General features: G+C 64.5%; 21 protein-coding genes. 16 read left to right on the top strand and 5 right to left on the bottom strand.

The genetic code is table 11. The features are described from left to right. Nucleotides 1–2 precede the first annotated feature (2 nt). The 7 genes from fusA (at nucleotide 3) to B0G77_RS09645 (ending at nucleotide 9,888) form a co-directional block, all read left to right on the top strand. The gene (gene fusA, locus B0G77_RS09675; RefSeq protein WP_133661946.1) at nucleotides 3–2,108 is read left to right on the top strand and encodes an elongation factor G; all 2,106 of its coding nucleotides are present in this window, start codon (nucleotides 3–5) and stop codon (nucleotides 2,106–2,108) included. A gap of 167 nt (nucleotides 2,109–2,275) precedes the next feature. Continuing rightward, nucleotides 2,276–2,788 carry a cupin domain-containing protein gene (locus tag B0G77_RS09670; RefSeq protein ID WP_133661945.1) on the top strand — a complete coding sequence of 171 codons (513 nt, stop codon included), beginning with the start codon at nucleotides 2,276–2,278 and terminating at the stop codon, nucleotides 2,786–2,788. Between the two features lie 15 nt (nucleotides 2,789–2,803). Then, on the top strand, nucleotides 2,804–3,820 hold the full coding sequence (locus tag B0G77_RS09665) for a HoxN/HupN/NixA family nickel/cobalt transporter (protein ID WP_133661944.1): 1,017 nt from the start codon (nucleotides 2,804–2,806) through the stop codon (nucleotides 3,818–3,820). A 319-nt stretch (nucleotides 3,821–4,139) separates the two neighbouring features. After that, nucleotides 4,140–5,810, top strand: a complete 1,671-nt coding sequence (locus B0G77_RS09660) for an ABC transporter substrate-binding protein (RefSeq protein WP_133661943.1) — start codon at nucleotides 4,140–4,142, stop codon at nucleotides 5,808–5,810. Nucleotides 5,811–5,876: 66 nt separating this feature from the next. Then, a complete protein-coding gene (locus B0G77_RS09655) occupies nucleotides 5,877–6,887 on the top strand; it encodes an ABC transporter permease (protein ID WP_133661942.1) in 1,011 nt (336 codons plus the stop codon). Continuing rightward, nucleotides 6,884–7,783, top strand: a complete 900-nt coding sequence (locus B0G77_RS09650; protein ID WP_243750959.1) for an ABC transporter permease — start codon at nucleotides 6,884–6,886, stop codon at nucleotides 7,781–7,783. Before B0G77_RS09655 ends, B0G77_RS09650 begins: the two co-directional genes overlap by 4 nt. Then, complete coding sequence (locus B0G77_RS09645) at nucleotides 7,780–9,888, top strand: ABC transporter ATP-binding protein (protein ID WP_133661941.1); 2,109 nt, start codon at nucleotides 7,780–7,782, stop codon at nucleotides 9,886–9,888. The genes B0G77_RS09650 and B0G77_RS09645 overlap by 4 nt, the downstream gene beginning before the upstream one ends. Before the next feature lie 626 nt (nucleotides 9,889–10,514). Here the strand turns inward: B0G77_RS09645 and B0G77_RS09640 are convergent. Further along, nucleotides 10,515–10,859 carry a hypothetical protein gene (locus tag B0G77_RS09640; protein ID WP_133661940.1) on the bottom strand — a complete coding sequence of 115 codons (345 nt, stop codon included), beginning with the start codon at nucleotides 10,857–10,859 and terminating at the stop codon, nucleotides 10,515–10,517. Nucleotides 10,860–11,134: 275 nt separating this feature from the next. Between B0G77_RS09640 and B0G77_RS43795 the strand changes: the two genes are divergently transcribed. Continuing rightward, nucleotides 11,135–11,800 carry a hypothetical protein gene (locus B0G77_RS43795; protein WP_208116412.1) on the top strand — a complete coding sequence of 222 codons (666 nt, stop codon included), beginning with the start codon at nucleotides 11,135–11,137 and terminating at the stop codon, nucleotides 11,798–11,800. A gap of 10 nt (nucleotides 11,801–11,810) precedes the next feature. After that, entirely contained in the window at nucleotides 11,811–12,281 is a 471-nt protein-coding gene (locus tag B0G77_RS09630) for a hypothetical protein (RefSeq protein ID WP_133661939.1), read from the top strand. A 27-nt stretch (nucleotides 12,282–12,308) separates the two neighbouring features. On the opposite strand, the gene B0G77_RS09625 is transcribed toward B0G77_RS09630, so the two are convergent. Continuing rightward, nucleotides 12,309–13,154 (bottom strand): aldo/keto reductase, encoded by an 846-nt coding sequence (locus B0G77_RS09625; protein WP_133661938.1) that lies wholly within the window; start codon nucleotides 13,152–13,154, stop codon nucleotides 12,309–12,311. A gap of 250 nt (nucleotides 13,155–13,404) precedes the next feature. Between B0G77_RS09625 and B0G77_RS09620 the strand changes: the two genes are divergently transcribed. After that, nucleotides 13,405–14,151 (top strand): GntR family transcriptional regulator, encoded by a 747-nt coding sequence (locus tag B0G77_RS09620; RefSeq protein WP_133661937.1) that lies wholly within the window; start codon nucleotides 13,405–13,407, stop codon nucleotides 14,149–14,151. 16 nt (nucleotides 14,152–14,167) lie between these two features. On the opposite strand, the gene B0G77_RS09615 is transcribed toward B0G77_RS09620, so the two are convergent. Both B0G77_RS09615 and B0G77_RS09610 read right to left on the bottom strand, forming a co-directional pair. Then, nucleotides 14,168–15,595, bottom strand: a complete 1,428-nt coding sequence (locus B0G77_RS09615) for a CoA transferase (RefSeq protein ID WP_133661936.1) — start codon at nucleotides 15,593–15,595, stop codon at nucleotides 14,168–14,170. Between the two features lie 147 nt (nucleotides 15,596–15,742). Further along, entirely contained in the window at nucleotides 15,743–16,060 is a 318-nt protein-coding gene (locus tag B0G77_RS09610) for a DUF2917 domain-containing protein (RefSeq protein WP_133661935.1), read from the bottom strand. A gap of 144 nt (nucleotides 16,061–16,204) precedes the next feature. Between B0G77_RS09610 and B0G77_RS09605 the strand changes: the two genes are divergently transcribed. From B0G77_RS09605 to B0G77_RS09595, 3 genes are all read left to right on the top strand, one after another. Next, entirely contained in the window at nucleotides 16,205–17,611 is a 1,407-nt protein-coding gene (locus B0G77_RS09605) for a PLP-dependent aminotransferase family protein (protein WP_133661934.1), read from the top strand. Between the two features lie 141 nt (nucleotides 17,612–17,752). Next, on the top strand, nucleotides 17,753–19,189 hold the full coding sequence (gene mdtD / locus B0G77_RS09600) for a multidrug transporter subunit MdtD (protein ID WP_133661933.1): 1,437 nt from the start codon (nucleotides 17,753–17,755) through the stop codon (nucleotides 19,187–19,189). A gap of 233 nt (nucleotides 19,190–19,422) precedes the next feature. Then, nucleotides 19,423–20,697 carry an EAL domain-containing protein gene (locus B0G77_RS09595; protein WP_133661932.1) on the top strand — a complete coding sequence of 425 codons (1,275 nt, stop codon included), beginning with the start codon at nucleotides 19,423–19,425 and terminating at the stop codon, nucleotides 20,695–20,697. Nucleotides 20,698–20,722: 25 nt separating this feature from the next. On the opposite strand, the gene B0G77_RS09590 is transcribed toward B0G77_RS09595, so the two are convergent. After that, nucleotides 20,723–21,685: a sigma-70 family RNA polymerase sigma factor gene (locus tag B0G77_RS09590; protein WP_133661931.1), complete on the bottom strand. Its 963-nt coding sequence runs from the start codon at nucleotides 21,683–21,685 to the stop codon at nucleotides 20,723–20,725. A gap of 222 nt (nucleotides 21,686–21,907) precedes the next feature. On the opposite strand from B0G77_RS09590, the gene clpP reads away from it, so the two are divergent. From clpP to B0G77_RS09575, 3 genes are all read left to right on the top strand, one after another. After that, a complete protein-coding gene (gene clpP, locus B0G77_RS09585) occupies nucleotides 21,908–22,564 on the top strand; it encodes an ATP-dependent Clp endopeptidase proteolytic subunit ClpP (protein ID WP_133661930.1) in 657 nt (218 codons plus the stop codon). Nucleotides 22,565–22,729: 165 nt separating this feature from the next. Next, nucleotides 22,730–23,446: a glutathione S-transferase N-terminal domain-containing protein gene (locus B0G77_RS09580; RefSeq protein WP_133661929.1), complete on the top strand. Its 717-nt coding sequence runs from the start codon at nucleotides 22,730–22,732 to the stop codon at nucleotides 23,444–23,446. A gap of 153 nt (nucleotides 23,447–23,599) precedes the next feature. Then, complete coding sequence (locus B0G77_RS09575; RefSeq protein WP_133661928.1) at nucleotides 23,600–24,535, top strand: hypothetical protein; 936 nt, start codon at nucleotides 23,600–23,602, stop codon at nucleotides 24,533–24,535. The last annotated feature ends 71 nt before the right edge of the window (nucleotides 24,536–24,606 follow it).

Below are 24,606 nucleotides of genomic sequence, written 5' to 3'. Positions count from 1 at the left end.
ACGTGCCCCGAAAGACTCCCATCGAACGCTACCGGAACATTGGTATCAGCGCTCACATCGATGCCGGCAAAACCACCACGACCGAGCGCATCCTCTTCTACACCGGCGTGAATCACAAGCTGGGCGAGGTTCACGACGGCGCGGCGACCATGGACTGGATGGAGCAGGAACAGGAACGCGGCATCACAATCACGTCGGCTGCCACGACAGCTTTCTGGAAAGGCATGGCCGGCAACTATCCGGAACACCGGATCAACATCATCGATACCCCGGGCCACGTCGACTTCACCATCGAAGTCGAACGCTCGATGCGCGTGCTCGATGGCGCGTGCATGGTGTACGACTCGGTCGGCGGCGTGCAGCCTCAGTCCGAAACCGTATGGCGCCAGGCGAACAAGTACAAGGTGCCGCGCATTGCCTTCGTCAACAAGATGGACCGCGTCGGCGCCGACTTTTTCCGCGTGCAGCGTCAGATCGCCGATCGCCTGAAGGGCGTCGCCGTGCCGATCCAGATTCCGATCGGCGCGGAAGATCACTTCCTGGGCGTGGTCGACCTCGTCAAGATGAAGGCGATTCTCTGGGATGACGAAAGCCAGGGCGTCAAGTTCACCTATGAAGACATTCCCGCCGAACTCGAGGCGACCGCCCACGAGTGGCGCGAAAAGATGGTCGAAGCCGCGGCGGAAGCCAATGAGGAACTGCTCGACAAGTACCTGCACGGCGGCGTGCTGACCGAAGACGAAATCAAGGGCGCCCTGCGTGCACGCACGATCAGGAACGAGATCGTGCCGATGCTGTGCGGCAGCGCGTTCAAGAACAAGGGCGTGCAGGCGATGCTCGATGCCGTGATCGACTATCTGCCGTCGCCGGTCGACGTGCCCGCCATCATGGGTCACGACGAGTACGACCACGAAGCGGAACGTCATCCGAAGGATGAAGATCCGTTCTCCGCGCTCGCGTTCAAGATCATGACCGACCCGTTCGTCGGCCAGCTGATCTTTTTCCGCGTGTACTCGGGCGTCGTGAATTCGGGCGATACGGTCTACAACCCGGTCAAGGAAAAGAAGGAACGTCTCGGCCGGATCCTGCAGATGCACGCGAACGAGCGCAAGGAAATCAAGGAGGTCTACGCCGGCGACATCGCGGCGGCGGTCGGCCTGAAGGAAGCGACGACGGGCGACACGCTGTGCGATCCGAACCACGTGATCATCCTTGAAAAAATGATCTTCCCTGAACCGGTGATCTCGCAGGCCGTCGAGCCGAAGACGAAAGCCGACCAGGAGAAGATGGGCATCGCGCTCAACCGTCTCGCGCAGGAAGATCCATCGTTCCGCGTGCAGACCGACGAAGAATCCGGGCAAACGATCATCTCCGGCATGGGCGAGCTGCACCTGGAAATTCTGGTCGACCGGATGAAGCGCGAGTTCGGCGTCGAAGCCACCGTCGGCAAGCCGCAGGTCGCGTATCGGGAAACGATCCGCACCTCGGCTGAGGATGTCGAAGGCAAGTTCGTCAAGCAGTCGGGCGGCCGTGGCCAGTACGGTCACGTCGTGCTGAAGCTCGAGCCGCAAAAGCCGGGCGGCGGCTACGAGTTCGTCGATGCGATCAAGGGCGGCGTCGTGCCGCGCGAATTCATTCCGGCGGTCGACAAGGGTATTCAGGAAACGCTCAAGGCCGGTGTGCTGGCGGGCTATCCGGTTGTCGATGTGAAGGCGACGCTGACCTTCGGTTCGTACCACGACGTCGATTCGAATGAAAACGCATTCCGCATGGCCGGCTCGATGGCGTTCAAGGAAGGCATGCGCCGCGCGAAGCCGGTGCTGCTCGAACCGATGATGGCGGTTGAAGTCGAGACGCCGGAAGACTTCATGGGCAACGTGATGGGCGACCTCTCCGGCCGGCGCGGCATCGTGCAGGGGATGGAAGACATCGCCGGCGGCGGAGGCAAGCTCGTGCGCGCCGAAGTGCCGCTCGCCGAGATGTTCGGCTATTCGACATCGCTGCGCTCGCTCACGCAGGGTCGCGCCACGTACACGATGGAGTTCAAGCACTACGCCGAAACGCCGTCGAATGTGTCGGAGGCGATCATCAACTCGAAGCACAAGTAGTGTTTCGCAGCACCGTGATGTAACGCGAAGCCCGTTCCTTGTGGACGGGCTTTTTTCTGTCGGGACGGCCTGATGCAGTGAGCCAGTAGGGTAGCCCCGCGCCGCTGCGACACAGCCGATTTTTGAACGTGCCAGAATAACCTGAAGCCTGAAGCAAGGAGATAACCATGAGCCACGATCATTCCCAGGACGGCGAGCATGACCGCGATGGTCAACACCCGGACTGGCGCGAACACGGCGTGAAGGTCATCCGTGGCGACCAGCTCGACACGAACACGGCGCAGACGCCGGGCATGAACCGCGCGGCGGCCATCGATGCGGCCCGCGTCGGTGCGCAGAAGATCTGGGCGGGCACGGTGACGATCCATCCGAACGCAAAGACCGGCGCGCATCACCATGGCGCACTCGAAAGCGTGATCTATGTCGTGCGTGGACACGCGCGCATGCGCTGGGGCGAGCACCTCGAATTCACGGCGGAAGCCGGTCCCGGCGACTTCATCTTCGTGCCACCCTATGTGCCGCATCAGGAGATCAACGCGAGCACCGACGATCCGCTCGAATGCGTGGTCGTGCGCAGCGATAACGAAGCCGTGGTCGTGAACCTGAATATCGATGCAGTCGAAGCCCCCGAAACCGTCTACTGGGTCGATCCGATCCACAAGCATCCGCGCGATCACTAACGCCCATCGCTCTCCATGACGCCGCCCCCTGCCCTGCGCCCTCGCCTCATCTCGCTCTACATCGTGCTCATCGCCGCTAACCTGGCTGCGTGGGCATGGGCGCTGATCGCGTTTCGCCACTATCCGCTGCTGCTCGGCACGGCGTTGCTCGCGTATGGCTTCGGTTTGCGTCATGCGGTGGATGCGGACCACATCGCGGCAATCGACACGGTCACGCGCAAGCTGATGCAGGAAGGCAAACGTCCTCTGACGGTGGGCCTTTCGTTTTCGCTCGGGCACTCGACCATCGTGATCGCCGCGACCATCGGCATCGCGTTGACGGCGCTCAAGCTGCATGGCCGCTCCGAGAGTCTCAAGGCGGTCGGCGGCACAATCGGCACGGTGGTGTCGGCGGTATTTCTGCTCGTGCTCGCCGGTGTCAACCTCGTGATCCTGCGTGATCTCTGGCGTCACCACCGGCATGTGCAGCGCGGCGGTACGTTGCCGGACGAAATGTCCGCGCCGGCGCCCGCCGGGCTCTTCTCGCGCGCACTTCGGCCGCTGTTCCGGCTCGTGACGAAGAGCTGGCATATGTATCCGGTCGGCGTGCTGTTCGGGCTCGGCTTCGACACGGCGACCGAAATCGGCCTCCTCTCCATCGCCGCCGCGGAAGCCGGCAAAGGCCTGCCGCTATACTCGATTCTTGTGTTTCCCGCGCTGTTCACGGCGGGCATGACGCTCGTCGACTCCACCGACAACGTGCTGATGGTCCACGCATACGGGTGGGCGATGGACGATCCACGCCGCAAGCTCTACTACAACGCGAGCATTACGTTCGTATCGGCGGTGGTGGCGATTGTGATCGGTGGCGTCGAGGCGCTTGGACTGCTGTCGGACAGATTCGGCCTGACGGGTGGCCCGTGGGACGCCGCAGCCGTCATCAACGAGCGTTTCGGCACGCTGGGCTACGGAATCGTCGCGCTCTTCATGGCGTGCTGGATCGGCTCGGTGCTGTTTCATCGCTGGCGCCGGCCGGCCGCGCCCGCGCGCTGAGCCGTGCCGCAAGCAGCGATCGCCGTGCCAGTCCCGCCCGCAGGAAGGGTGGACAGTCGCTGCCCGTGCAGCGCTTGCGACGCTGATGCGTCATCCCTGGCGGCCGCGCGAACAGCGCTTGCGGCGCCACGGCGCAGCGGGCGTTGTCGTCGCGACACACCTTGCCCATTTTCCTTGCCCGGAACGCACTTGCGGCTGGCGCAGCGTTCCGAATCCCGAAGCAATCGCTTACACTGAAACCGCATTCGTCGTCGCAATACCGCTCGCCCTGCCGCGCCCCTCGCGCATCACCCATTAGAACGAAACGGAACGCCACTCGATGAAGAATCCCGCGGATCGCCAATCGACCCTTCTCGCCCTCGAAACTGCACGCCGTAGCGCGGACTGCCTTGGCAATCACGCCATCGACGAATTCCTTGCCGGCCGCCTGTCGCGCCGCGAGCTGCTGCGCTACGCGAGCGTGATTGGCCTGGCGCTCGCGGGCGGCGGCATCCTGAATGCGCCGCGCGCGCAGGCGCAAGGCGCGACCAAGGGTGCTAACGCAACGATCCGCGTGGCCCATCTGACACCGGGCGGCGCCGTCGACCCGCTCACCGTCACCGATGCGGCTGGCCTTGCCCTGCTCAACCAGACCGGCGAATTCCTCGTCAACGACGATGCGCATTCGCAGCTGCAACCCGCTCTCGCGCTGTCCTGGCAGCCCAACCCGACGGGCGACGTGTGGACCTTCAAGCTGCGCCAGAACGTAAAATTCAGCGACGGCCAGCCGTTCACCGCAAAAGACGTCGCCGCCACCTTCGACCGCCTCGCCGATCCGGCAAGCGGCTCGGCTGCGCTTTCCGTGCTAAAGGGCGTGCTGTCGAAGGGCGGCACGAAGGTCGTCGACGATTACACGGTCGCGTTCCACCTCGACGCACCGAACGGCAACTTCCCGTACTACGTTTCCTCGGACAATTACAACGCGGTGATCCTGCCTGCGAACTATGCAGGCAACTACGAGAAAACCTTCATCGGCACGGGTCCGTTCAAGCTCGAGCAGTTCCAGCCGAAGGTCGGCGTCTCGTTCGTGCGCAATCCGGATTACTGGGGCGAGAAGGCGCTGCCGCAACGCGTGCAGTTCTCGTTTTATGCCGACGAACAGGCCCAGATCCTCGCGCTCCAGGGACATCAGGCCGACGTGATGGGCACATTCACCGTGCAGGGAGGCTCCGGCATCCTGAACAATCCCGAGTTCAAGGTGATCGGCGTGAAGTCGAGCGCGCATCGGCAGATCCACATGCGCAATGACAATCCGCTTTTCAGGGACAAGCGCGTGCGCCGGGCGCTCGCGCTGTCGCTCGATCGCGATGTGATGGTGCGGGGCCTCTTCAAGGGTCGTGCCGTGCTGGGCAATGACAGTCCGTTCGCACCGGTTTTTCCATCGTCGGATATGAGCGTGCCGCAGCGCAGGATCGACGTCGCGAAGGCGAAGCAACTGCTCGCGCAGGCGGGCGTCGCCAACGGCTTCGACGTCACGCTGACCACCGAGAAGTACATGGAGATTTCCGATCTCGCCGTTGTCGTGCAGAACGCGGCGAAGGCGATCGGTGTGCGGATCAATCTGAAGGTCGAAAGCCAGTCGCTTTACTACGGCGCGGGCACGCCCGGGAAATCCGACTGGCTCGACTCGCCACTTGGCATCACCGACTACGGCCATCGCGGCGTGCCGAACGTGTTCCTCAATGCCCCGCTCACGAGCAGCGGCACATGGAACGCCGCGCACTTCAAGAATCCGCAGTACGACAAGCTCGTCGCGGATTTTGTCGCGGCCGTCGACGTCGCGTCGCAGAAAAGGATCTCCGGACAGATCCAGACGCTGCTGCTCGACGAGACACCGTTGATCATCCCGTACTTCTACGACCAGCTGATCGCCACGCGCAGTGTGCTGAGCGGCGTCCGTTTTACCGCGATCGCGCAGTTATATTTCGATCGCGCGGTGCTGACGGGTTGAACGGCCAACGCTCTGACCGGCTGAACCGCTATCGCATCCGGCGCCAGGACCTTACGCGAGCATTCGATGTCGACGATGGTTTCCCCTTCCGCCCCCCGCGCCGCCAGCGGCAACGCAGGCCGGGTCACGCGCTTTCTTGCGACGCGCGTGATGCTTTCGCTGGTCACGCTGTGGCTGCTGTCGGTGATCGTGTTCGCGGGCGGCCAGCTGTTGCCGGGCGACATCGGCCGCGCCGTGCTCGGGCCGCTGGCCGATGCGCGCGCAGTCGCCGCGCTCAATCATCAGCTCGGCGCGGACCGGCCCCTGCTTACGCAATACATCGGGTGGATCACGCATTTCATGCGCGGCGACATGGGCATGTCCTACGCGTTTCGCACACCCGTCGCTCCATTCATCGTCGAGGCGCTCGGCCGTTCCGCGAAACTCGGCTTCCTTGCGTTCATCGTCGTGGTGCCGCTGGGTATCGCTGGCGGCGTGTGGGCCGCGATGCATGCCGGACGCTGGCTCGACCGGACTATCAGCATCACGGGCCTGTCGGCGACAGTGGTCCCGGAATTCGTGTCGTCGATCGTGCTGATCCTGATCTTCGGCATCTGGCTGCGCTGGCTGCCGATCGAAGCCTCGTATCCCCCCGATGCCGGTGCGCTGGAACAACTGAAGCATCTAGTCCTGCCGGTGCTGCCGCTCGTGCTGGTGTTCTTCGGCTACATCGCACGGATGGCGCGTGCGGGCACCGTCGAGGCGCTCGATGCCGACTACACGCGCACGGCGATCCTCAAGGGCCTGCCGCGACACATCGTGATCTGGCGGCACGTGCTGCGCAACGCGCTGCTGCCGACGATCACCGTGGCCGCCACGCAGTTCGGCTACATGATCGGCGGTCTCGTGGTCGTCGAGACGCTGTTCCACTATCAGGGCATCGGTTCGCTGATCTATAACGCCGCGAAGGCCAAGGATTTTCCGATGCTCGAAGCGGGCGTGTTGACGGTCGGCGTCGTGTACACGGTTGCGAATCTCGTCGCCGACGCCCTGCATGTGCTGCTGAACCCGCGCCTGCGCGTGAAGGGGGCTGAATGAGCAGCGTTGCGCCGGATACGCCGATCCCCCCGGTTCCGCCTGTGACACCTGTTCCACCGCGCAGCCAGGAGCCGCGCTTCGATCAGCTGCGCGTGCTGCTGCGCTCGCCGACGTTCATCGTCGGCGTGTTGATCCTGCTGGGCTGGGCCGTGTGCGCAATCGCCGGGCCGTGGATCGCGCCGCACGATCCCTATGCATCCGACCCGCTCAACTCGTTGACGTCGCCCGATCACGTGCACTGGTTCGGCACGGATCAGCTTGGCCGCGACGTGTTCTCGCGCGTGATCGTCGGCGCGCGCGACATTCTCACCATCGCGCCGCTCGCCACCCTGCTCGGCACATTCGCGGGCACTGTGCTCGGTCTTCTCGTCGGCTACTTCGAAGGCTGGGTCGACAACATCGTCGGCCGTGCCATCGATGCCGTGCTCGCGCTGCCGCTCGTGATCGTCGCACTGCTGGCGCTCGCGGCCGTCGGCACGTCGAATTTTACGGTGATTCTTGTGATCGGCATCACCTTCACGCCGATCACCGCGCGCACCGTGCGCGCCGCCGTGCTGGCCGAACGCCACCTCGACTATGTCGCCGCGGCGCAGCTGCGCGGCGAACGCGCACCGTACATCATGTTTGCGGAAATCCTGCCAAACGTGCTGCCGCCGATCATCGTCGAAGCGAACGTGCGGCTCGGCTACGCGATCTTCGCGGTGGCGACGCTGTCGTTTCTCGGCTTCGGTATCCAGCCGCCTTCGGCCGACTGGGGTCTCGCCCTGTCGGAGTCGTACACGCTGATGGCGGGTGGAGCGTGGTGGACGGTCGTCTTCGATGCGGCGGCGATCGCCTCGCTCGTCGTCGGCGTGAACCTGATTGCGGACAGCGTGCAAGGAGTACTCGACCGATGAACGGCTCGCCGCCCGCCTCGTTCCCCGCATTCGACGTGTCGAAGAGCGAGCGCACCGATGCACTGACGGTGGTCGGCCTCACCGTCACGTATCGCATCCGCGGACGCGACCGCGAGGTGCTGCAGGACGTGTCATTTCGCGTACGGCGCGGCGAGGCGTACGGCCTCGTCGGCGAATCGGGCTGCGGCAAGTCGACGGTCGCGATGGCCGCGCTGCGCTATCTGCCGCGCAACGGCAAGGTGAAGGCCGGGCGCATCACGATTGCGGGGCAGGACGTGCACGCGCTCGATGCCGAAGCGCTGCGCATGATGCGCGCGAAGTCGATCTCGATGGTCTATCAGGACCCTTCACGCGCGCTCAATCCTTCGATGACGATCGCGCGCCAGGTCGCCGAAGCCTTCGAGACAGCGGGCGCTTCGCGCGTGGACGCGCTGCAGCGCACTTTGGAGATGCTGCGCCGTGTGCGCATCGCGTCGCCCGAGCGGGTGATGGACAGCTATCCGCATCAGCTGTCGGGCGGCATGCAGCAGCGCGTGGTGATCGCGATGGCGCTCGCGTCGAATCCCGCGCTGTTGATCCTTGACGAACCGACGACCGGGCTCGATGCGACCGTCGAAGCGGACGTGCTCGACCTCGTCTCGCAACTGCGTGCGGAGCTCGGCACCTCCGTGCTGTTCATCAGCCACAACCTCGCGGTGATCGGCCGGATGTGCGAGCGGGTGGGCGTGCTCTATGCGGGCAAACTGGTTGAAGAAGGCACTACGCGCGATGTCTTTTCGCAACCGCGTCATCCGTATACGGTTGGCCTGCTGCGTTGCCTGCCGACCACCGGACGCAGGAAGGACACGGACCGGCTCGATACGATCGCGGGACATCTGCCGCTGCCGGGCTCGGTGACGCAGGGCTGCATCTACGCCGATCGCTGCCGTCTCGCCGACGATCGCTGCCGACGCGACGCGCCGCCGCCGTTCCGCCTGAGCGGGGCGACCGGCGAGCACATGTCGCGTTGTCACTATCACGAGCGGGCCGCCACGTTGCCGCGTCTCGCGGATGACGCAGCGCCGTCCTCCATGCGCGATACCGATGACGACCGTGCGCACGACGCCGGGCGCAATATCCGGGTGCTGCGGGCGGAAAACGTGTCGAAGACGTTTCATGTTTCCGGCACCGCGCTGCGCGCTGTCGACGACGTCTCGCTTGAACTCGCGAAGGGCGAGACGCTTGGCCTCGTAGGTGAATCGGGCAGCGGCAAGACAACGCTCGCGCGACTCCTGCTCGGCCTCACTACGCCGGACGAAGGCAGCGTCATCGAACTCGACGGCACACCGCTGCCGGCACGCGTCACGCGACGCAACGACGAGCAGGTGAAGTCGCTGCAGATCGTGTTCCAGAATCCCGACTCGGCGCTCAATCGCGCGCATTCGGTGAAGCATCTGATCGGTCGCGCGCTGTCGAGGCTCGGTGCGCTGCGCGGCCAGGCTCACGATGCGCGACTGAGCGCGCTGACGGCAGCCGTACGCCTGCCCGAGCGCTACCTCGGCGTACGCACGCGGCAACTGTCAGGCGGTCTCAAGCAGCGCGTCGCCATTGCCCGCGCGTTTGCGGGCGACCCGCGCGTCGTCGTCTGCGATGAGCCGACGTCGGCGCTCGACGTCTCGGTGCAGGCTGCGATCCTGAACCTGCTCGCCGACCTGCAACGCGAACACGGCGTGAGCTATGTGTTCATCTCACATGACCTGCACGTCGTGCGCTACCTGTCAGATCGCATCGCCGTGCTCTACCTCGGACGCCTGATGGAAATCGGCTCCGCCGCGGACGTCTTCGACGTGCCTCATCATCCTTACACCGAAGCGCTGCTCTCCTCTGTGCCAACGCTCGATTCGAAGGCCCGCAGCACGCAACGCATACGCCTTGAGGGCGAAATGCCATCCGCCGCCTCGCCGCCATCGGGATGTGTGTTTCATACCCGCTGCCCGCGCAGGATCGGCGCGATCTGCGAGCAGCAGGACCCGCCGATGCAGGACGCGGGTAACGGCCATCGGATCCGCTGCCACATCCCTCTTGAAGAACTTCGCGCGCTACAAGCCCCTCGCCGCGACGCTTGAGCTGCAATCTTCGCCTGCGGATCCGTTTCGGGCGAACCCTTTTCGATCGCGGATGCACACCGCGCCGCCTGAACTTCGATACGTCGCGATACATCGATGACACGTTGCGCGATGGCCCGCACCGCGTGCGTTTCAGCTCAGAAACGTTTTTACCCGATTCCGCCAGGCCTGCGTCAGACACGCGAGCCAGATCCTGCCTCGGACATGGGTTTGCGGGCAATGGCATGGATATCGCTAAGAATCATGCGGGCATCCGGCCAACGATGATCGACAGGGCGACTTTGAGGCTCAGTCGACACGCGCTGATAACCGGGCGCGACCTTCACGGTCGCATGCGGCAGACAGCGCAGGTGGCGGACGGGGAGGTCCGCCGCATGGACTGGATGCACGCGGTCGGAGTTATCCACGTTCATTCGATGGACGACGAACGAAGGCTAAAGAGAACGCTCTACGCATCTCGCGGCAGCGATGCGAGACGTGCGGCGTGCAGACCGACCCCGGGGAGCGACGAGGCTCGCGCAATGACAGGCCCGTCGCACGCGAAGTGACCAGAGGAAATGACGGCAAACGAGGAGCCGCCGTTTCGTCGGGAGACAAGCAATGAATAACACCAAATTCGATAAGTACTACGATGTGTTGTTACGGGGTGCTGCAGCGTGTGTTGCTGGCGCGGGGGCTTTACTGGCGGTGCCTGCGCACGGCGCGGCGATGACCGACGTGATTCCGACGTGGATCATCGCGGCCGATGCGCCGCTACCGGCGAGCAGCGGGCAGGCGACGACTTCACCGGCAACAGGCGGGACGACCAGGAACACGTCCGGCGCCCGGCAACCGGTGAATAGCGCAACAGCCAGCGCTTCCTTTTCGGGAAGCAGCGTGAATGCAGATGCGCCGCTGCCTTCAAGCGGCGGCGCAACTGCCACGGTGCTCGCGCAGGGGGAATCGCCTGCAATGGGGTCATCGTCAGACATGACAACAACAGCGGCTGACGATGCAGCGGTCGTTTTTCAGATCAAGGAATGTCGTGGCGATTCGGTCGGCGAATGCGACAGAAAGCTGGCCAACAGCGGACGCGGCGGGAGCAGCGGGAGCAGCGGGAGCGGCAGAGCGGCATCGAGCGGTGGTGGCGGCAGCAATAGCGCAAGCGGAAATAGCACGGGAGGTGGCGGCGCTTCGGCAGCCAACTCGAGCAGTGGCTCTGCGAACGGCTCGGGCGGTGGTTCTTCGGGTAACAGCGGTGCTAAGGGTGGTGGTGGTGGTGGTGGTGGTGGTGGTGGTGGTGGTGGTGGTGGTGGTGGTGGTGGTGGTGGTGGCGGTGGTGGTGGTGGTGGTGGTGGTGGCGGTGGTGGTGGCGGCGGTGGTGGCGGTGGTGGTGGTGGCGGTGGCGGAAGCAGTGGCGGTGGTGGTGGCGGTGGTGGTGGTGGTGGTGGTGGCGGAAGCAGCGGCAGCAGCGGCAGCAGCGGCAGCAGCGGCAGCAGCGGCGGTAGTGGTGGTGGCACTAGCGGTTGCGGCTGCGGCAGCGGCGGCCCGAGCGGTGGCGCGGGCAAGGGCGGCGGCTTCGGCGGCGGCTTTGGAGGCTTCGGCGGTGGTTTCGGGAACGGTGGCGGTTTTGGCGGAGGCTTCGGCGGAGGCTCCGGCAGCGGTGGTCACGGCGGTGGCAGCGGACGTTAGACCCGCAGCCAGGGAACGGCGCCCCCGCACCGTTCCCTGTTCCGAAACGATCCAACAGCCTTATCGGTCCGAGCCTGAGTGGGCGGTGACGATCAGATCCCCCGGTCTGAGCGTCACCGCCGGGCCCGGATCATCCAGACTTATCTCTTCCTTTAGCATCGCCATGGTCGACGGCGCACCTCGTGCGTGCCGGAACCAAACTGCGCCATTTGCCTCATATCGAGTTCAATATCTGGCATGAGGCCAACCCTATGCAACGACACGTCCCCCACTTCGCGGCACGTACTGCGTCCGGCCTGTTGATGGCCGCCATGCTTGGCTTCGCTTCACTGAGTCAGGCACAAAACCCGGCACAATCCACAGCGCAGCCCCAGACACCCGCACAGTCAGCTGCCGCGCCAGTCGACCCCTCCTTCTCCGCGTATTCGCTGACCCAGCTCTGCCGGCAAAAATCCGACAACGTCGCGCAAGGTCAATGCGTCGGCGAGATCCGCGGCATCATTCATGGCTATCAGTACGGCGTCCTGTTCCTTGGACAGCGCACCGCATTGCCCGCCAACGAAACGCAACGCGTGTCGCTTTGTCTGCACGACACGCCGGTCGCGACAATCGTCGATCAATTCCTCGGCGATGCCAGTCAGGTCAGCGAAGATGCGCTCAGGCGCACGCCTGCGGAAGTCGCCGTACTCGGCTCCGTTCATTCGCATCACGCCTGCAGCTGATACCCATCGCTCGTCAACTCGCGCCGCTCACAGCATCTCGAGCGGCCGCCTGCTGCGTGGCGGTCTGAAGTGGGCGTCGACGGCGGCGTATTCATCGGCGGTGAGTTGCAGATCGAGTGCGCGACGGTTGGCGCGCACATGCTCGATGCGCCCTGACTTCGGAATCGCGAACACCTCTGGCCGCCGCAGCACCCATGCAAGCGCCACCTGAAACACGGAGACGCCCCGGGCGCCGGCGATATCGTCAAGTGGCGAGCGCCTCGGCAAACGCGCGTGATCGATGGGGCTATAGGCCATCGCAGGCAGGTTGCGAGCGGCCAGCCACGGCAGCAGTTCGAACTCCGGTCCGCGCCGCGCGACGTTGTACAGGATCTGGTTCGTGGCGCATGCGTCGCCCCCCGGCACCGAGAAGAGTTCTTCCATATCGTCAGTGTCGAAGTTGCTGACGCCCCAGTGACGGATCTTGCCTGCACGACGGAGCGCCTCGAACCCTTCGACGGTCTCGGCGAGCGGCACCGAGCCGCGCCAGTGCAGCAGATACAGATCGAGCCGGTCGGTCTTCAGACGCTTCAGGCTCTGCTCGCACGCGGCCTGCACGCCGCGTCGGCTCGCGTTGTGTGGATAGACCTTGCTGACGAGAAACACGTCGTCACGCATGCCTTGCAAGGCTTCGCCCAGAAGCGTCTCCGTGGCGCCTTCGCCATACATCTCGGCGGTATCGATCAGCGTCATGCCGAGTTCGATGCCTTCGCGCAGCGCGGCGATCTCGGCGGTGCGCCGGGACGGCTGCTCGCCCATCTCCCATGTGCCCTGTCCCAGTTTCGGAATGCGCTCGCCGTCAGGCAGGCTCACGCTGGCGGTATCGGTCGTCATGAAGACTCCTTCTGCTTGGGTTTCAAATCGCGTATCGGGTGGATGGGATGCGTCCGGTCAGGTATGTGCATGTCTACGAATGCCCACCAACCGGTGCGGGCGCTCCGCCCCGCACATACCGCCAGTCCGCGCGATGGACGATCGAGTTTATCCGCTCGCGTACGCTTCTACTCACTGCCAGGCAAAAGCCCGCTATAACGCAACGCGCCAATGACATAGAATTGCCGCTTGCCCTTCTTGCGTCCGTCACATGAACTCTGCCTCGGAAGACCGCTGGCGCGACCTGCGCCCGGACCCGGAAAACGACACGCCGCTCTACCTGCAACTTGCCCGCAAACTCGGTCACGCCATCCACGAAAACCGCTGGAACGCGGGCGAAGCCCTGCCGTCCGAGCGTGTCCTGTCAGAGGCGCTGGGCGTCTCGCGGATCACCGCACGCAAAGCCATTGCGCTGCTCGTCGAGCAGGGACTGATCCGGCGCACGCAAGGCGCGGGCAGCTTTATCACGCCGCGTTATGAGGATCCCCTGTCGCGACTATCAAGCTTTAGCGAAATGCTGAGGCGGCGCGGCTTCACGCCAAGTTCGAAGTGGCTGTCGCGCGAAATCCAGCCGGCGAATCGCGATGAGGTGATCCAGCTGGGATTGTCGCCGGCCGCGGCGGTGACACGTCTGCGGCGGCTGCGGCTCGCGGACGGAATCGTGATGGCCGTCGAGAACTCGACATTTCCGTCCTCGGTGATTCCCGATCCGCAGGCGATTGGTGATTCGCTGTACAGCTATCTCGACCAGCGCGGACTGTCGATCGTGCGGGCGCTGCAGCATTTCCGCGCAGTCAACGCAAGCGACGAAATCGCCCAGCAGATGAGCATCGCGCGGAACGAGGCGCTGCTGCTGATCACGCGCGTCGGCTATACGGCCGACCAGCGCGCGATCGAACTCACTGATACCTACTGCCGCAACGACTACTACGACTTCGTGGCGGAGCTTCGCAAGTAGGCAAATGTGCGGCGCGTCACGGTTCCCAGCGCGCCTCATCGGTGCCGATTGGCACCGGCGGCCTCGCGTAAAACGGCTGCGTCTCCGACATCCGTTCTGCGGGTGTCGCTGCGCGAATCCGGCCGAATGGCGACTCGACGGTTTCCAGACAGTCCTGCACGTCATCGAAGGTGACGTCGGGCGTGCGCCACCCGTCGTCGACCTGTCCGAACGACTGCAACCAGCGACCGGTCTGCGCTAACGACATGCTCACATGCCAGCTGCCGCCCTCGGTCGCCCGGCGCGCGAGGGCCGCCATCGCACCGAAGGCGGCCAGGTAGCCGGTGGCGTGATCGAGCGCCTGACAGGGCAGGTGCTTTGGCCTGTCACTCTGCCCTTGTGCCGCCGATTCATCACCCGCAGCCGCCGCCCGGCTTTCCGTCCACGCAATCCCGCTCGCCGACTGCACGAGGCTGTCGAAGCCGCGCCGCATGGCCCACGGTCCGGTATGTCCGTACGCCGAAATCGACACGCACACGATGCCGGGTCGCAACCGCGCCAGCTGTTCCGGCGCAAAGCCGCGCGCCGCGAGCGAACCCGGGCGATAGGCCTGCAGAAACACGTCCGCATCGTGCGACACCAGTGCACGTAGTTGCTCGCGCGCGGCTTCGTCGCGAAGATCGAGGGTCGCGGAGCGTTTGCCGCGCCCGTTATCGATGACGAGCGGCGCGATGTTCGGCAGATGCGGACCATTCACAAGCAGTACCTGCGCACCATGCTGCGCGAGTGCGCGCCCCGCCACAGGTCCCGCGATGATCCGCGACAGGTCGAGCACCCGTGTACCGGCAAGCGGCCGCGCGGCGTCGCCACGTCCCGGGGATTCGGGCGGGGCGTCGCCGATCCGTTCGATCTCGAAGAGCGGCAACGCCGCGACAGCCTTCGCCTGATCCAGCGCTCCCCACTCGTGCGGCGCACGGATCAGCGCGGCACACAGGCCCGCATCAGCAAGCGTTTGATCGAGCGTCGCGCCATCCCAGCCGCGAATCGCTGCGGCGACGGCTGCGGGATCGTTCGCGCAGCCGAGCACCCTCAGCACGCCATCGAGATGATGCTGAAAGTTCGTATGCAGCTGTATCCAGCGACCATCGCGGGTCGCATAGAAGCCCGTGACAGGACTGCGCAACTCAGGAGCGGGACCCTCGTTTACACGCAGGTAGCGCTCGCTGCGAAACGCCACAAGCGCTCGCCGCACGGCGACATCGACGCGTTGCCGACGACCTGTGCGCAGACGAAAACATTCGGCAGCGGCGAGCGCCGTCGCTGCGATCGTTGAGGCCGCGAGCGTGCCGACGCGATAGACCGACGGGAGCGCGGGATCCGATCCTTCGATCGACACGGCGTCGAGCGCCGCGAGATCGCATCCCGCGATCGACCAGATATGCCTGAGTGCAAGTTGAGGTGTCATGAACCTGGCAGGCGCCAGCGACGGACGCCATGGCGAGTCTGTGTATCCCGATTCGACCACAAAACGATCGACGGGTGCCCTGCAACCGTTCGATTCTCACCCTGCATGCGGCGCACGATGGCACGCTGAACGCACGCCCCGGCGCGATCAGGCTGCCGTCAGCCAGCGCGGCAGCCAGTCGCGCCAGAAGAGCCGCGAAGCCGACGTAGCCATCGTCCGCACCTGCTGCCTGCAGCCGGCAACGGCCAGCGCGAGCCGTGCCGCGCCCTGCCCTGCGCTAACCCACGCGCGGGCGCCGCGCGGCAACTCGAAGGTATCGCCCGCAGACAGCCAGTAGTCTTCGGAGTCGCCATCGAGCGTGAGCCAGATCTCGCCGGCCATCACTTTCAGGACGAGCGGTTGAGCGACGCGCCACGCGGCCGCCGGCTCGCCATGTTCCAGTTCGAAAGTACGGATTTCGCGCATCGCAGTGCTCCTTGAAACGGCTTGATGGTTGAGTCATTATTGCGGCGCGGGGACCGGAAACCCATGCACAGTTCTGTACAGTTTCATTGAAACTGTACAGTCGAAAAACCAGACAGTGACCGGCACACCGAAGACGGAGGCCGTATGAAACTCGAACTGAACCGCGACAACGGTGTCCCCCTAACCGAGCAGATCGTCACCGGCGTGCAGACGTGGATCCGTTCCCGGGCGGCCCATCCGGGCGCAAAACTGCCGTCGATCCGCCAGTTCGCCGCCGACTACGCGATCAGCCGTTTTCCGGTGATCGAGGCGTACGATCGCCTCGTGTCGCTCGGCTATATCGATTCGCGCCACGGTTCGGGTTTCTACGTGAGCGAACGTCCGCGTGGGGCGCTCGCCGGCGAGGGCACTTCGGACCCGCGGCGGGCCGACGAAGAATCGGTCCACATCCTTCAACAGTTCAACCATCCGGGCGAGTCGCTCAAGCTCGGCAGCGGCTTCATCCCCGAAGCGTGGCGCGACATGGACAGCATCGGCCAGGCGATCCGTCATGTATCGCGGGTCGACAGTTCAAGCCTGATCGATTACGCGACGCCGCTCGGCAATGCAACCTTGCGCGACCATCTGCAAAGCCGCGTCGCGCAGCTCGGCATCGAGGCCGACGCGTCGCAGATCCTGATTACGAACGGCGCAAGCCAGGCACTCGACCTGTTGATGCGCTACATGCTCAAGGCCGGCGACACGGTGTTCGTTGAAGATCCGGGGTACTACAACCTGAACGGCCTGCTGAAACTGCATGGGGTGCGTCTCATCGGCATTCCAAGGACGCGCAACGGCCCCGACCTCGACGCCATGCAGGCGCAACTGAAGGAGCACAGGCCACGGCTCTTCTTCATCAACACGGTCTTCCACAATCCGACCGGCACGACGATCGCGCCACCGGTCGCGTTCCGGCTCCTGCAACTCGCCCGCGAACACCAGTTCACGATCATCGAAGACGACATTTACGCCGACTTCCAGGCCGAGCCCACCGACCGCCTCGCGACGCTCGACCAGCTCGAACACGTGGTGTACGTGGGCGGCCTGTCGAAGACGCTATCGTCGTCGCTACGGATCGGCTATCTCATCGCGAGTCCGGCCATCGTCAAGGACCTTGCCGACGTGAAGATGCTGACGAGCATCGGCGGCTCGCGGTTTGCGGAAGCGGTCGCGGTTGCGCTGCTCGAACGCGGCATGTACAGGAAGTATCTCGAACGGCTGCGCCGCCGCATGCGCGACGCGCTCGGCCTGACCGTCCAGACCCTCGAAGACAGCGGCTGGGAAGTGTTCGAAAAGCCACTGGGCGGCAAGTTCGTCTGGGCGCGTGTGCCGCACGTCGAAGACGCGGCGCGCCTCGTCGAATGCGGAGCGCCGCTCGGCGTGACCGTCGCGCCGGGCAGCTATTTCCGGCCCAACGCGGAAATGAGCCCGTGGATCCGCGTCAACGCGGCTTTCACCAACGACCCGCGTGCGCGGGCGTTTTTCGACGCCGCAGCGCGCCTTCCCGCTTGAAGAGACTGGCTGGCTGGACGCGGTCCGGCCACCGGCATTGGCTGCCGGATCTGCTGGATCCGCATGGGCGGCCTGCTTCCCCTAAAATGGCGGCTGCCCGGCCCGCCCCACTGCGCACCGCCCGCGCCGCCCCTGCTCTCCATGTCCACTGCCCAGATTGCGAACACCCCCTCCCAGAAGTCCCTGACCGTGATGCTGTGGCTCGTCGCCACCGGCTTCTTCATGCAAACGCTCGATTCGACCATCGTCAACACCGCGTTGCCCGCGATTGCGAGGAGTCTCGGCGAACTGCCGCTGCGGATGCAATCCGTCGTGATCGCGTACTCGCTGACGATGGCCGTGATGATTCCGGTGTCAGGCTGGCTCGCGGACAGGCTCGGTACGCGGCGCGTGTTCTTCAGCGCGATCCTGGTGTTCGCCGTCGGTTCGCTGCTGTGTGCGAACGCGCATTCGCTGAACCAGCTGGTCGTGTGGCGCATCGTGCAGGGCGTCGGCGGCGCAATGTTGCTGCCGGTCGGGCGCCTCGCCGTGCTGCGCACCTTTCCGGCCGAACGGTATCTGCCCGCGCTGTCGTTCGTGGCGATCCCTGGACTCATCGGGCCGCTCATCGGACCGACGCTTGGCGGCTGGCTCGTCAAGATTGCGTCATGGCACTGGATCTTCCTGATCAACGTGCCGGTCGGCATCGTCGGCTGCATCGCGACGTTCATCTTCATGCCGGACAGCCGCAATCCCGATACCGCGAAATTCGACCTCAAGGGCTATCTGTTGCTGGTCGTCGGCATGGTCGCCATTTCGTTCGCGCTCGACGGCCGCACCGAATTCGGCATCGGGCACGCTACGGTTCTGGTGTTGCTGATCCTGAGCCTGGCCGCCTTCGTCGCCTATGGACTGCACGCAGTGCGCGCGCCGCAACCGATCTTTTCACTCGATCTCTTCAAGATCCACACCTTCAGCGTCGGCCTGCTCGGCAACCTGTTTGCGCGGATCGGCAGCGGCGCCATGCCCTATCTGATTCCGCTCCTGCTGCAGGTGAGCCTCGGCTACACCGCGTTCGAAGCCGGCCTGATGATGCTGCCGGTGGCAGCGGCAGGCATGTCGTCGAAACGCCTCGTGACGAAACTGATCATGAAGTACGGCTATCGCCCCGTGCTGGTGACGAATACGGTAATGGTCGGCCTCGCGATGGCGAGCTTCTCGCTGACGAGCGCAGGCCAGCCGCTCTGGCTTCGTGTCGTGCAACTCGCGTCCTTCGGCGGTGTGAACTCGATGCAGTTCACCGCGATGAATACGCTCACGCTCAAGGACCTCGGCACCGGCGGCGCAAGCAGCGGCAACAGCCTCTTTTCGCTCGTGCAGATGCTGTCGATGAGTCTCGGAGTGACCGTCGCCGGTGCGCTGCTCGCAACGTTCACCGGTCTGCTTCCGCGTGTCACCGCGGTCAACTCGCTGCCCGCTTTCCACGCAACGTTCCTGTGTGTCGGCATCGTCACGGCCGGGTCGTCGTGGATCTTCGCGCAGCTTTCGGCGGACATCCGACGCCCCGCCAAAAAGACCGATCCTTCCGAGCGGACCTGAGCGCCCCGTTCCCGCCGGCCGCGCGCGGCGGCACGATTCGCTGCCCGCGACCGGGCGCGGGACGCACCATTGATGTGCGTCGCGCCATCGCAAAGCGTGAATCAACGCCCGTTTTGTCAGAAGTTGGGGAGCATGAGCGCACTTTCGCGCGCATGTTTCTTGCTCATCAATCCTGTAAACTTGAACTTTCGGCGTGCTGCGCGCAGCGTGCTGACCATCACACGACTGACATGATGAGCATGCTCGAACTCGATCCTCCCGGTTTCCAGCCGCCGCGCCCCATGGCGGGCGACGAAGGCACCCGGCGCACCGTCCTGTACGGCGGCTACACAGTCTTCAGCGTGTTTCAGCCAGTGTTCTCGGTATCGCACCGGCGCGCTATCGGCTATCACGCGTCGCTGCGCGCGCGCGACGAACATGGCAGCCAGGTACCGTCGCACGAGGTTTTCACGCAGGCGGCGCGGCGCGGGGATCTGCTCGAACTCGGCCGGCTCGCCGAATCGCTACACCTCGGCAACTTCAATGCATTCGACAGCCATGACGAGTGGCTCTTCCTGAGCCTGCACCCGGCTGCCCTGATGGATACGGTTTACGGCGATGCGCTGCTTGCCGGCCTGAAAGCGCTGGGGCTTCCGCCGCAGCGTGTGGTGCTGGAAGTGTCGGAGCAGGCAGGCGGCGAGACCACGCGCTTTGCCGAGATCATCGACACGCTGCGTAAAGCGGGGTTCCTGATCGCGCTAGACGGTTTCGGCGTGAAGCATTCGAACATCGACCGCGTGTGGCAACTGCGTCCCGACATCGTCACGCTCGATCGATGCATCCTCGCGCAGGCGAGCGAACACTCGCATATCGAACGCGTATTGCCTGGCCTCGTGTCGCTCCTGCATGAATCCGGGCAACTGGTTCTGATGGGCGGCCTGTCGACCGAACGCGATGCGCTGATCGCGCTCGAATGCAACGTCGATTTCGTGCAGGGCGCCTATTTCGCAGGGCCGAGCGTCGAACCGGTGAAGCCGCAGGTGGCTGCGGGGCTGATGGATGCATTGTCGGCCGCGTTGCGCGAACGGGTGGCCGCCCGCGAGCGGGCCCAGGTGCGGCGTCTCGCACCGTACGTAGCGGCGCTCGAGCAGGCAAGCGCCGAACTCGTCTCCGGGCAGACGGTGGCGCAGGCCACCGCACCGCTCCTCGCGCTCGGCGAAACCGCGCGCTGCTTCCTGCTAGACGGCTCAGGCCGTCAGATCGGCGACAACGTGCTGCCGCCGGGCCGCGCTTCACAACGCGCGAAGCGTTTCCGTCCGCTGCTGCATTCGGAAGGGGCAAGCTGGGAGCGCCGGCCCTATTTCATCGGGGCCATGCGCGCGCCCGGCCGGGTACATCTGACGCCGCCGTATCTGTCGATCAACGAGGCGCACCTTTGCGTGACGGCGTCCATTGCGGCGGAAACGGCACGCGGGCTGCAGGTGCTGTGCGTGGACATCAACTGGGAAGTCGCCGCGCACCGGAACTGACCGCGGGACACGGCGTGCAACGCGCTCAGCACAGGGTGACGGGCTGAGCGCTCAGCATGGCAGGCATGCAGCTGTGGCTGCACATCGACTTCAGCAGACGAACCACCGCTCGCGCACCGAAGTCGCGATTCGCCGCATCAAGATTCGCTGCGGACGACACAATGCACAGCCGCACGATACGTCCGTCTTCGATCGTTACGTCCAGCAGTTCGGTAATCTCGCCCTCGTGCAGCAGCGCAATGCCGGTCGCGCCATTGATCGATACCGCTTCGGCCGCAACCGGCGGCGCGGCGCGCGATACAACCTGATCCACCCAGCGCGCGGACGCGATGACGGCTCCGGTATCGGCAACGTCTGCGTCGGTGAGCACCACGGGCTCGACGCTGAAAAGACGCATCAACTGCGCGCGATCCTGCGCCTCGATCGCCGCACGCAAACGTTCGACCACCTTGGCATGCGCGGCCGGATCGACTGCCGGCCTCGGCTCATCGCCCGCACGACGCAGGCGGGCTTTCGCCCGATGCACGATCTGCCGGCAGTTGGCGACGGACTTGTCGATGATCTGCGCGATCTCCGCATAGTCGCAGTCGAACGCCTCGTGCAGCACGAACGCCGCGCGCTCGTCCGGCGTCAGCCGTTCGAGCAGCAGCAACAGACCGTACGACATATCCACCGACCGCAACGCCACCTCTTCCGCCGACGGCGCGACATCGTCCAGCCATGGCTCAGGCAGCCAGCCGCCTGCACGCGAGGCGCGCTCCATCTGCAGATGCCGGAGCCGGTCGATGGCTAGGCGGGTCGTGATCGTGGTGAGCCATCCAGCGGGGGCGCGCACATCGCTCGCGTCCGCGAGATGCCATTTCAGCCAGGCATCCTGCACGACGTCCTCGGCCTCCGCGCGGCTACCAAGCATCCGGTACGCCAGCGAAAGGAGCTTCGCCCGCGACGCCGCGAATGCCGCTGACTTGTCGATTTCATCTTCTGTCATTCGTGAAGCTCCCAGATCGTGGAGAGAGGGCTGAACGCGCCGGCTTCGCAGCACGTCGCCAGAACGCCGGCCTTTCGGGGGAGACGTATCAGCTCGCGCACATGTGACACGCCAACGCAAAAACATTCTCCGTCACGCGACACGACGTTCCCGCGTCTTGCTGACAGACACCCGCGCGATGCCGCACAGCGCGGGCTTCTTTCACGATCGAACGAGGAACGCATGTCTTCACTTTATCCGCCCCCATCGTTTTCGGGTCTCGGCCTCGTGCCGACCGTCATCGAACAGTCCGGTCGCGGCGAACGCGCCTACGACATCTATTCACGCCTGTTGCGCGAGCGCATCGTGTTTCTGGTCGGCCCGGTCAACGAGCAGTCGGCGAGCCTGATCGTCGCGCAGTTGCTCTTTCTCGAATCGGAGAATCCCGACAAGGATATTTCTTTTTACATCAACTCGCCGGGTGGCTCTGTCTATGACGGCCTCGCGATCATCGACACGATGCAGTTCATCAAGCCCGAAGTCTCGACGCTATGCACCGGCTTCGCGGCGAGCATGGGCACCTTTCTGCTCGCGGCCGGCCAGCGCGGCAAACGCTACGCGCTGCCGAATGCGCGGATCATGATTCACCAGCCGTCAGGCGGCGGACAGGGCACGGCCGCCGACATCGAGATTCAGGCGCGCGAAGTGCTGTATCTGCGGCAACGGTTGAATGTGGCGCTCGCCGAACGCACCGGACAAACGGTCGAACAGATCGAGAAAGATACGGACCGCGACAACTTCATGTCGGCGGAAGCGGCGAAAGCCTACGGCCTGATCGATGACGTGCTCACGACGCGCAACGCTCTCGCGAACAGCGACGCAAAACACCACGCCATGTGACTGAGCGACCGATCGTGCGCGGCGCGGGACGCGTTCCTGTCCGAGCCGCGCAAGCAAGGTGGAGTCAGAGCGTTTATATTGATTGTCCTGCCCTCCTGCCAAAGGGCGCCAGGCGTTGCATACCCGGCAAAGCGTCATTCCTTTCGTTCCTTTCCAGACTCCCCTATGACCGACCTTTCCGCGTTCCCGATCACACAGAAATGGCCCGCTACGCATCCTGACAGGATTCAACTCTATTCGCTGCCCACGCCAAATGGCGTCAAGGTCTCGGTGATGCTCGAGGAAACCGGGCTGCCTTACGAGCCGCACCTTGTGCGCTTCGACACGAACGACCAGTTGTCGCCGGAATTTTTATCGCTCAATCCCAACAACAAGATCCCGGCCATCATTGACCCCAAAGGACCGGATGGAATGCCGCTCGCGCTGTTTGAGTCCGGTGCGATCCTGATCTATCTCGCTGACAAGAGCGGAAAGTTCATTCCGCGGGATGCCGCCGGGCGCTACGAGACGATTCAGTGGGTGATGTTCCAGATGGGCGGCATCGGCCCGATGTTCGGACAGGTCGGCTTTTTCAACAAGTTCGCGGGTAAAGACTACGAAGACAAGCGTCCGCGCGATCGCTACGTCGCCGAGTCAAAACGCCTGCTGAACGTGCTCAATCAGCGCCTCGCAGAGCGAACCTGGATCATGGGCGATGCCTACACGATCGCCGATATGGCAACGTTTCCGTGGGTGCGCAATCTGACCGGCTTTTATGAAGCGGGCGAACTGGTGCAGATCACGGAATTTCCGCATGTCACGCGTGCCCTCGAGATGTTCCTGGCCCGTCCCGCGGTCGCACGCGGTATCGATATTCCGAGGCGGGAGCCGGTCGCCGCTTAAGTGGCTGCCGCCGCGTCCGGGCGCGCCGTTGGGACAACACCCGGCGCGAACAATATGCAAGCCCTCATCCGTGGGGGCTTTTGTCTTTGCGGGAAGGCTCAAGATCCCGAGCGCGTTGCCGAAATACTGACGGCAGCATTCCCAAAAGAGAACATGAAGAAGATCACTGGCATTATTTGCGCATGCACCGCCGCGCTCGCCGTAGCGACGACCGCCGCCAACGCGCTGACCTCGGATGTGCCCGCTGTGACACCCGAGTCCGCCTCGCAGGTGGGTGAAACACGCGGGCCAACTCCGCTGGAGCGGGCAATCCGCGACCAGCGCCTTCGCAAGCTGGGCATCGATCCCGACTCGACGAAAGCCCGGATCCTCAATACGTGGATCGACAGGATTCGCACCGACCCGGATATCATCGCGGCCGTGCCGGGCGGCGTGGACGGAATCAGCCAGATACTGCTCGACCCGACCGCCGGCACCGCCCTCGTTGGCAATGGCCTCGCGCGCCTGCCCGAAGCGGAACGGCTCGAGTTCTTTTCAATGTTGACCGCGATCTACGACCAGGTAGTACCGCAAGACTGCTATGGCCTGACCGATCAGAAGGAAGTGATGCGCAGGGCGATCTCGTTCACCACGATGTCGGATGCGCAGATCGACACGTACTTTCGCCTCATCTACCGGATGGTGCATCAGTGGGCCGTCAACGCGCCTGTCGACACCCCGACACCCGCGCAGCACCAGGCTGCGCTGATCAAGCTCGGCACGAGCATGGAGGCCCAGTTGCATGGCAACAAGGCCGACATCGAGCGCCTCGCGGCGATCATGGTCGACCAGCCTCACGCCAGCCCGATCGACCGCTGCTGGATGATGCAGCTCTCGCTGCACGCGATCGCCGCGCTGCCGGAAGCAGATCGCGATGTGGTGCTCCGCCATCTGTACGCTGTCGACATGGCGAAAGTCGCGGCGACGGCCGCCGCTCCCGCAGCAGGTGCTGCACCTGCTGCACCTGCACCGTTCACTTTTCAGGCCGCTGGTGCGCATCCGTCTCCGACGACTCCTGCGGGCGAAAACCCGAATGGCGCAGGTAAATGAGATCGGCCCCCTCCGCATTGCGACGTAGGCCCCAATAGCAGAAAGCCCCCACAAGTGAGGGCTTTCTTTTT

Source organism: Paraburkholderia sp. BL10I2N1 (assembly GCF_004361815.1).
Taxonomy (GTDB): Bacteria; Pseudomonadota; Gammaproteobacteria; order Burkholderiales; family Burkholderiaceae; genus Paraburkholderia.
The sequence above is the reverse complement of the archived record's forward strand: the minus strand, read 5'-3'. Positions and strand labels throughout refer to the sequence as shown.

Coding starts and splice junctions, on each gene's coding strand:
- B0G77_RS09670 (WP_133661945.1), top strand. CDS start 2,276: ATGAGCCACGATCATTCCCAGGACGGCGAGCATGACCGCGATGGTCAA.
- B0G77_RS09665 (WP_133661944.1), top strand. CDS start 2,804: ATGACGCCGCCCCCTGCCCTGCGCCCTCGCCTCATCTCGCTCTACATC.
- B0G77_RS09660 (WP_133661943.1), top strand. CDS start 4,140: ATGAAGAATCCCGCGGATCGCCAATCGACCCTTCTCGCCCTCGAAACT.
- B0G77_RS09655 (WP_133661942.1), top strand. CDS start 5,877: ATGTCGACGATGGTTTCCCCTTCCGCCCCCCGCGCCGCCAGCGGCAAC.
- B0G77_RS09650 (WP_243750959.1), top strand. CDS start 6,884: ATGAGCAGCGTTGCGCCGGATACGCCGATCCCCCCGGTTCCGCCTGTG.
- B0G77_RS09645 (WP_133661941.1), top strand. CDS start 7,780: ATGAACGGCTCGCCGCCCGCCTCGTTCCCCGCATTCGACGTGTCGAAG.
- B0G77_RS09640 (WP_133661940.1), bottom strand. CDS start 10,859: ATGTCTGACGATGACCCCATTGCAGGCGATTCCCCCTGCGCGAGCACC.
- B0G77_RS09630 (WP_133661939.1), top strand. CDS start 11,811: ATGCAACGACACGTCCCCCACTTCGCGGCACGTACTGCGTCCGGCCTG.
- B0G77_RS09625 (WP_133661938.1), bottom strand. CDS start 13,154: ATGACGACCGATACCGCCAGCGTGAGCCTGCCTGACGGCGAGCGCATT.
- B0G77_RS09620 (WP_133661937.1), top strand. CDS start 13,405: ATGAACTCTGCCTCGGAAGACCGCTGGCGCGACCTGCGCCCGGACCCG.
- B0G77_RS09615 (WP_133661936.1), bottom strand. CDS start 15,595: ATGACACCTCAACTTGCACTCAGGCATATCTGGTCGATCGCGGGATGC.
- B0G77_RS09610 (WP_133661935.1), bottom strand. CDS start 16,060: ATGCGCGAAATCCGTACTTTCGAACTGGAACATGGCGAGCCGGCGGCC.
- B0G77_RS09605 (WP_133661934.1), top strand. CDS start 16,205: ATGAAACTCGAACTGAACCGCGACAACGGTGTCCCCCTAACCGAGCAG.
- mdtD (WP_133661933.1), top strand. CDS start 17,753: ATGTCCACTGCCCAGATTGCGAACACCCCCTCCCAGAAGTCCCTGACC.
- B0G77_RS09595 (WP_133661932.1), top strand. CDS start 19,423: ATGAGCATGCTCGAACTCGATCCTCCCGGTTTCCAGCCGCCGCGCCCC.
- B0G77_RS09590 (WP_133661931.1), bottom strand. CDS start 21,685: ATGACAGAAGATGAAATCGACAAGTCAGCGGCATTCGCGGCGTCGCGG.
- clpP (WP_133661930.1), top strand. CDS start 21,908: ATGTCTTCACTTTATCCGCCCCCATCGTTTTCGGGTCTCGGCCTCGTG.
- B0G77_RS09580 (WP_133661929.1), top strand. CDS start 22,730: ATGACCGACCTTTCCGCGTTCCCGATCACACAGAAATGGCCCGCTACG.
- B0G77_RS09575 (WP_133661928.1), top strand. CDS start 23,600: ATGAAGAAGATCACTGGCATTATTTGCGCATGCACCGCCGCGCTCGCC.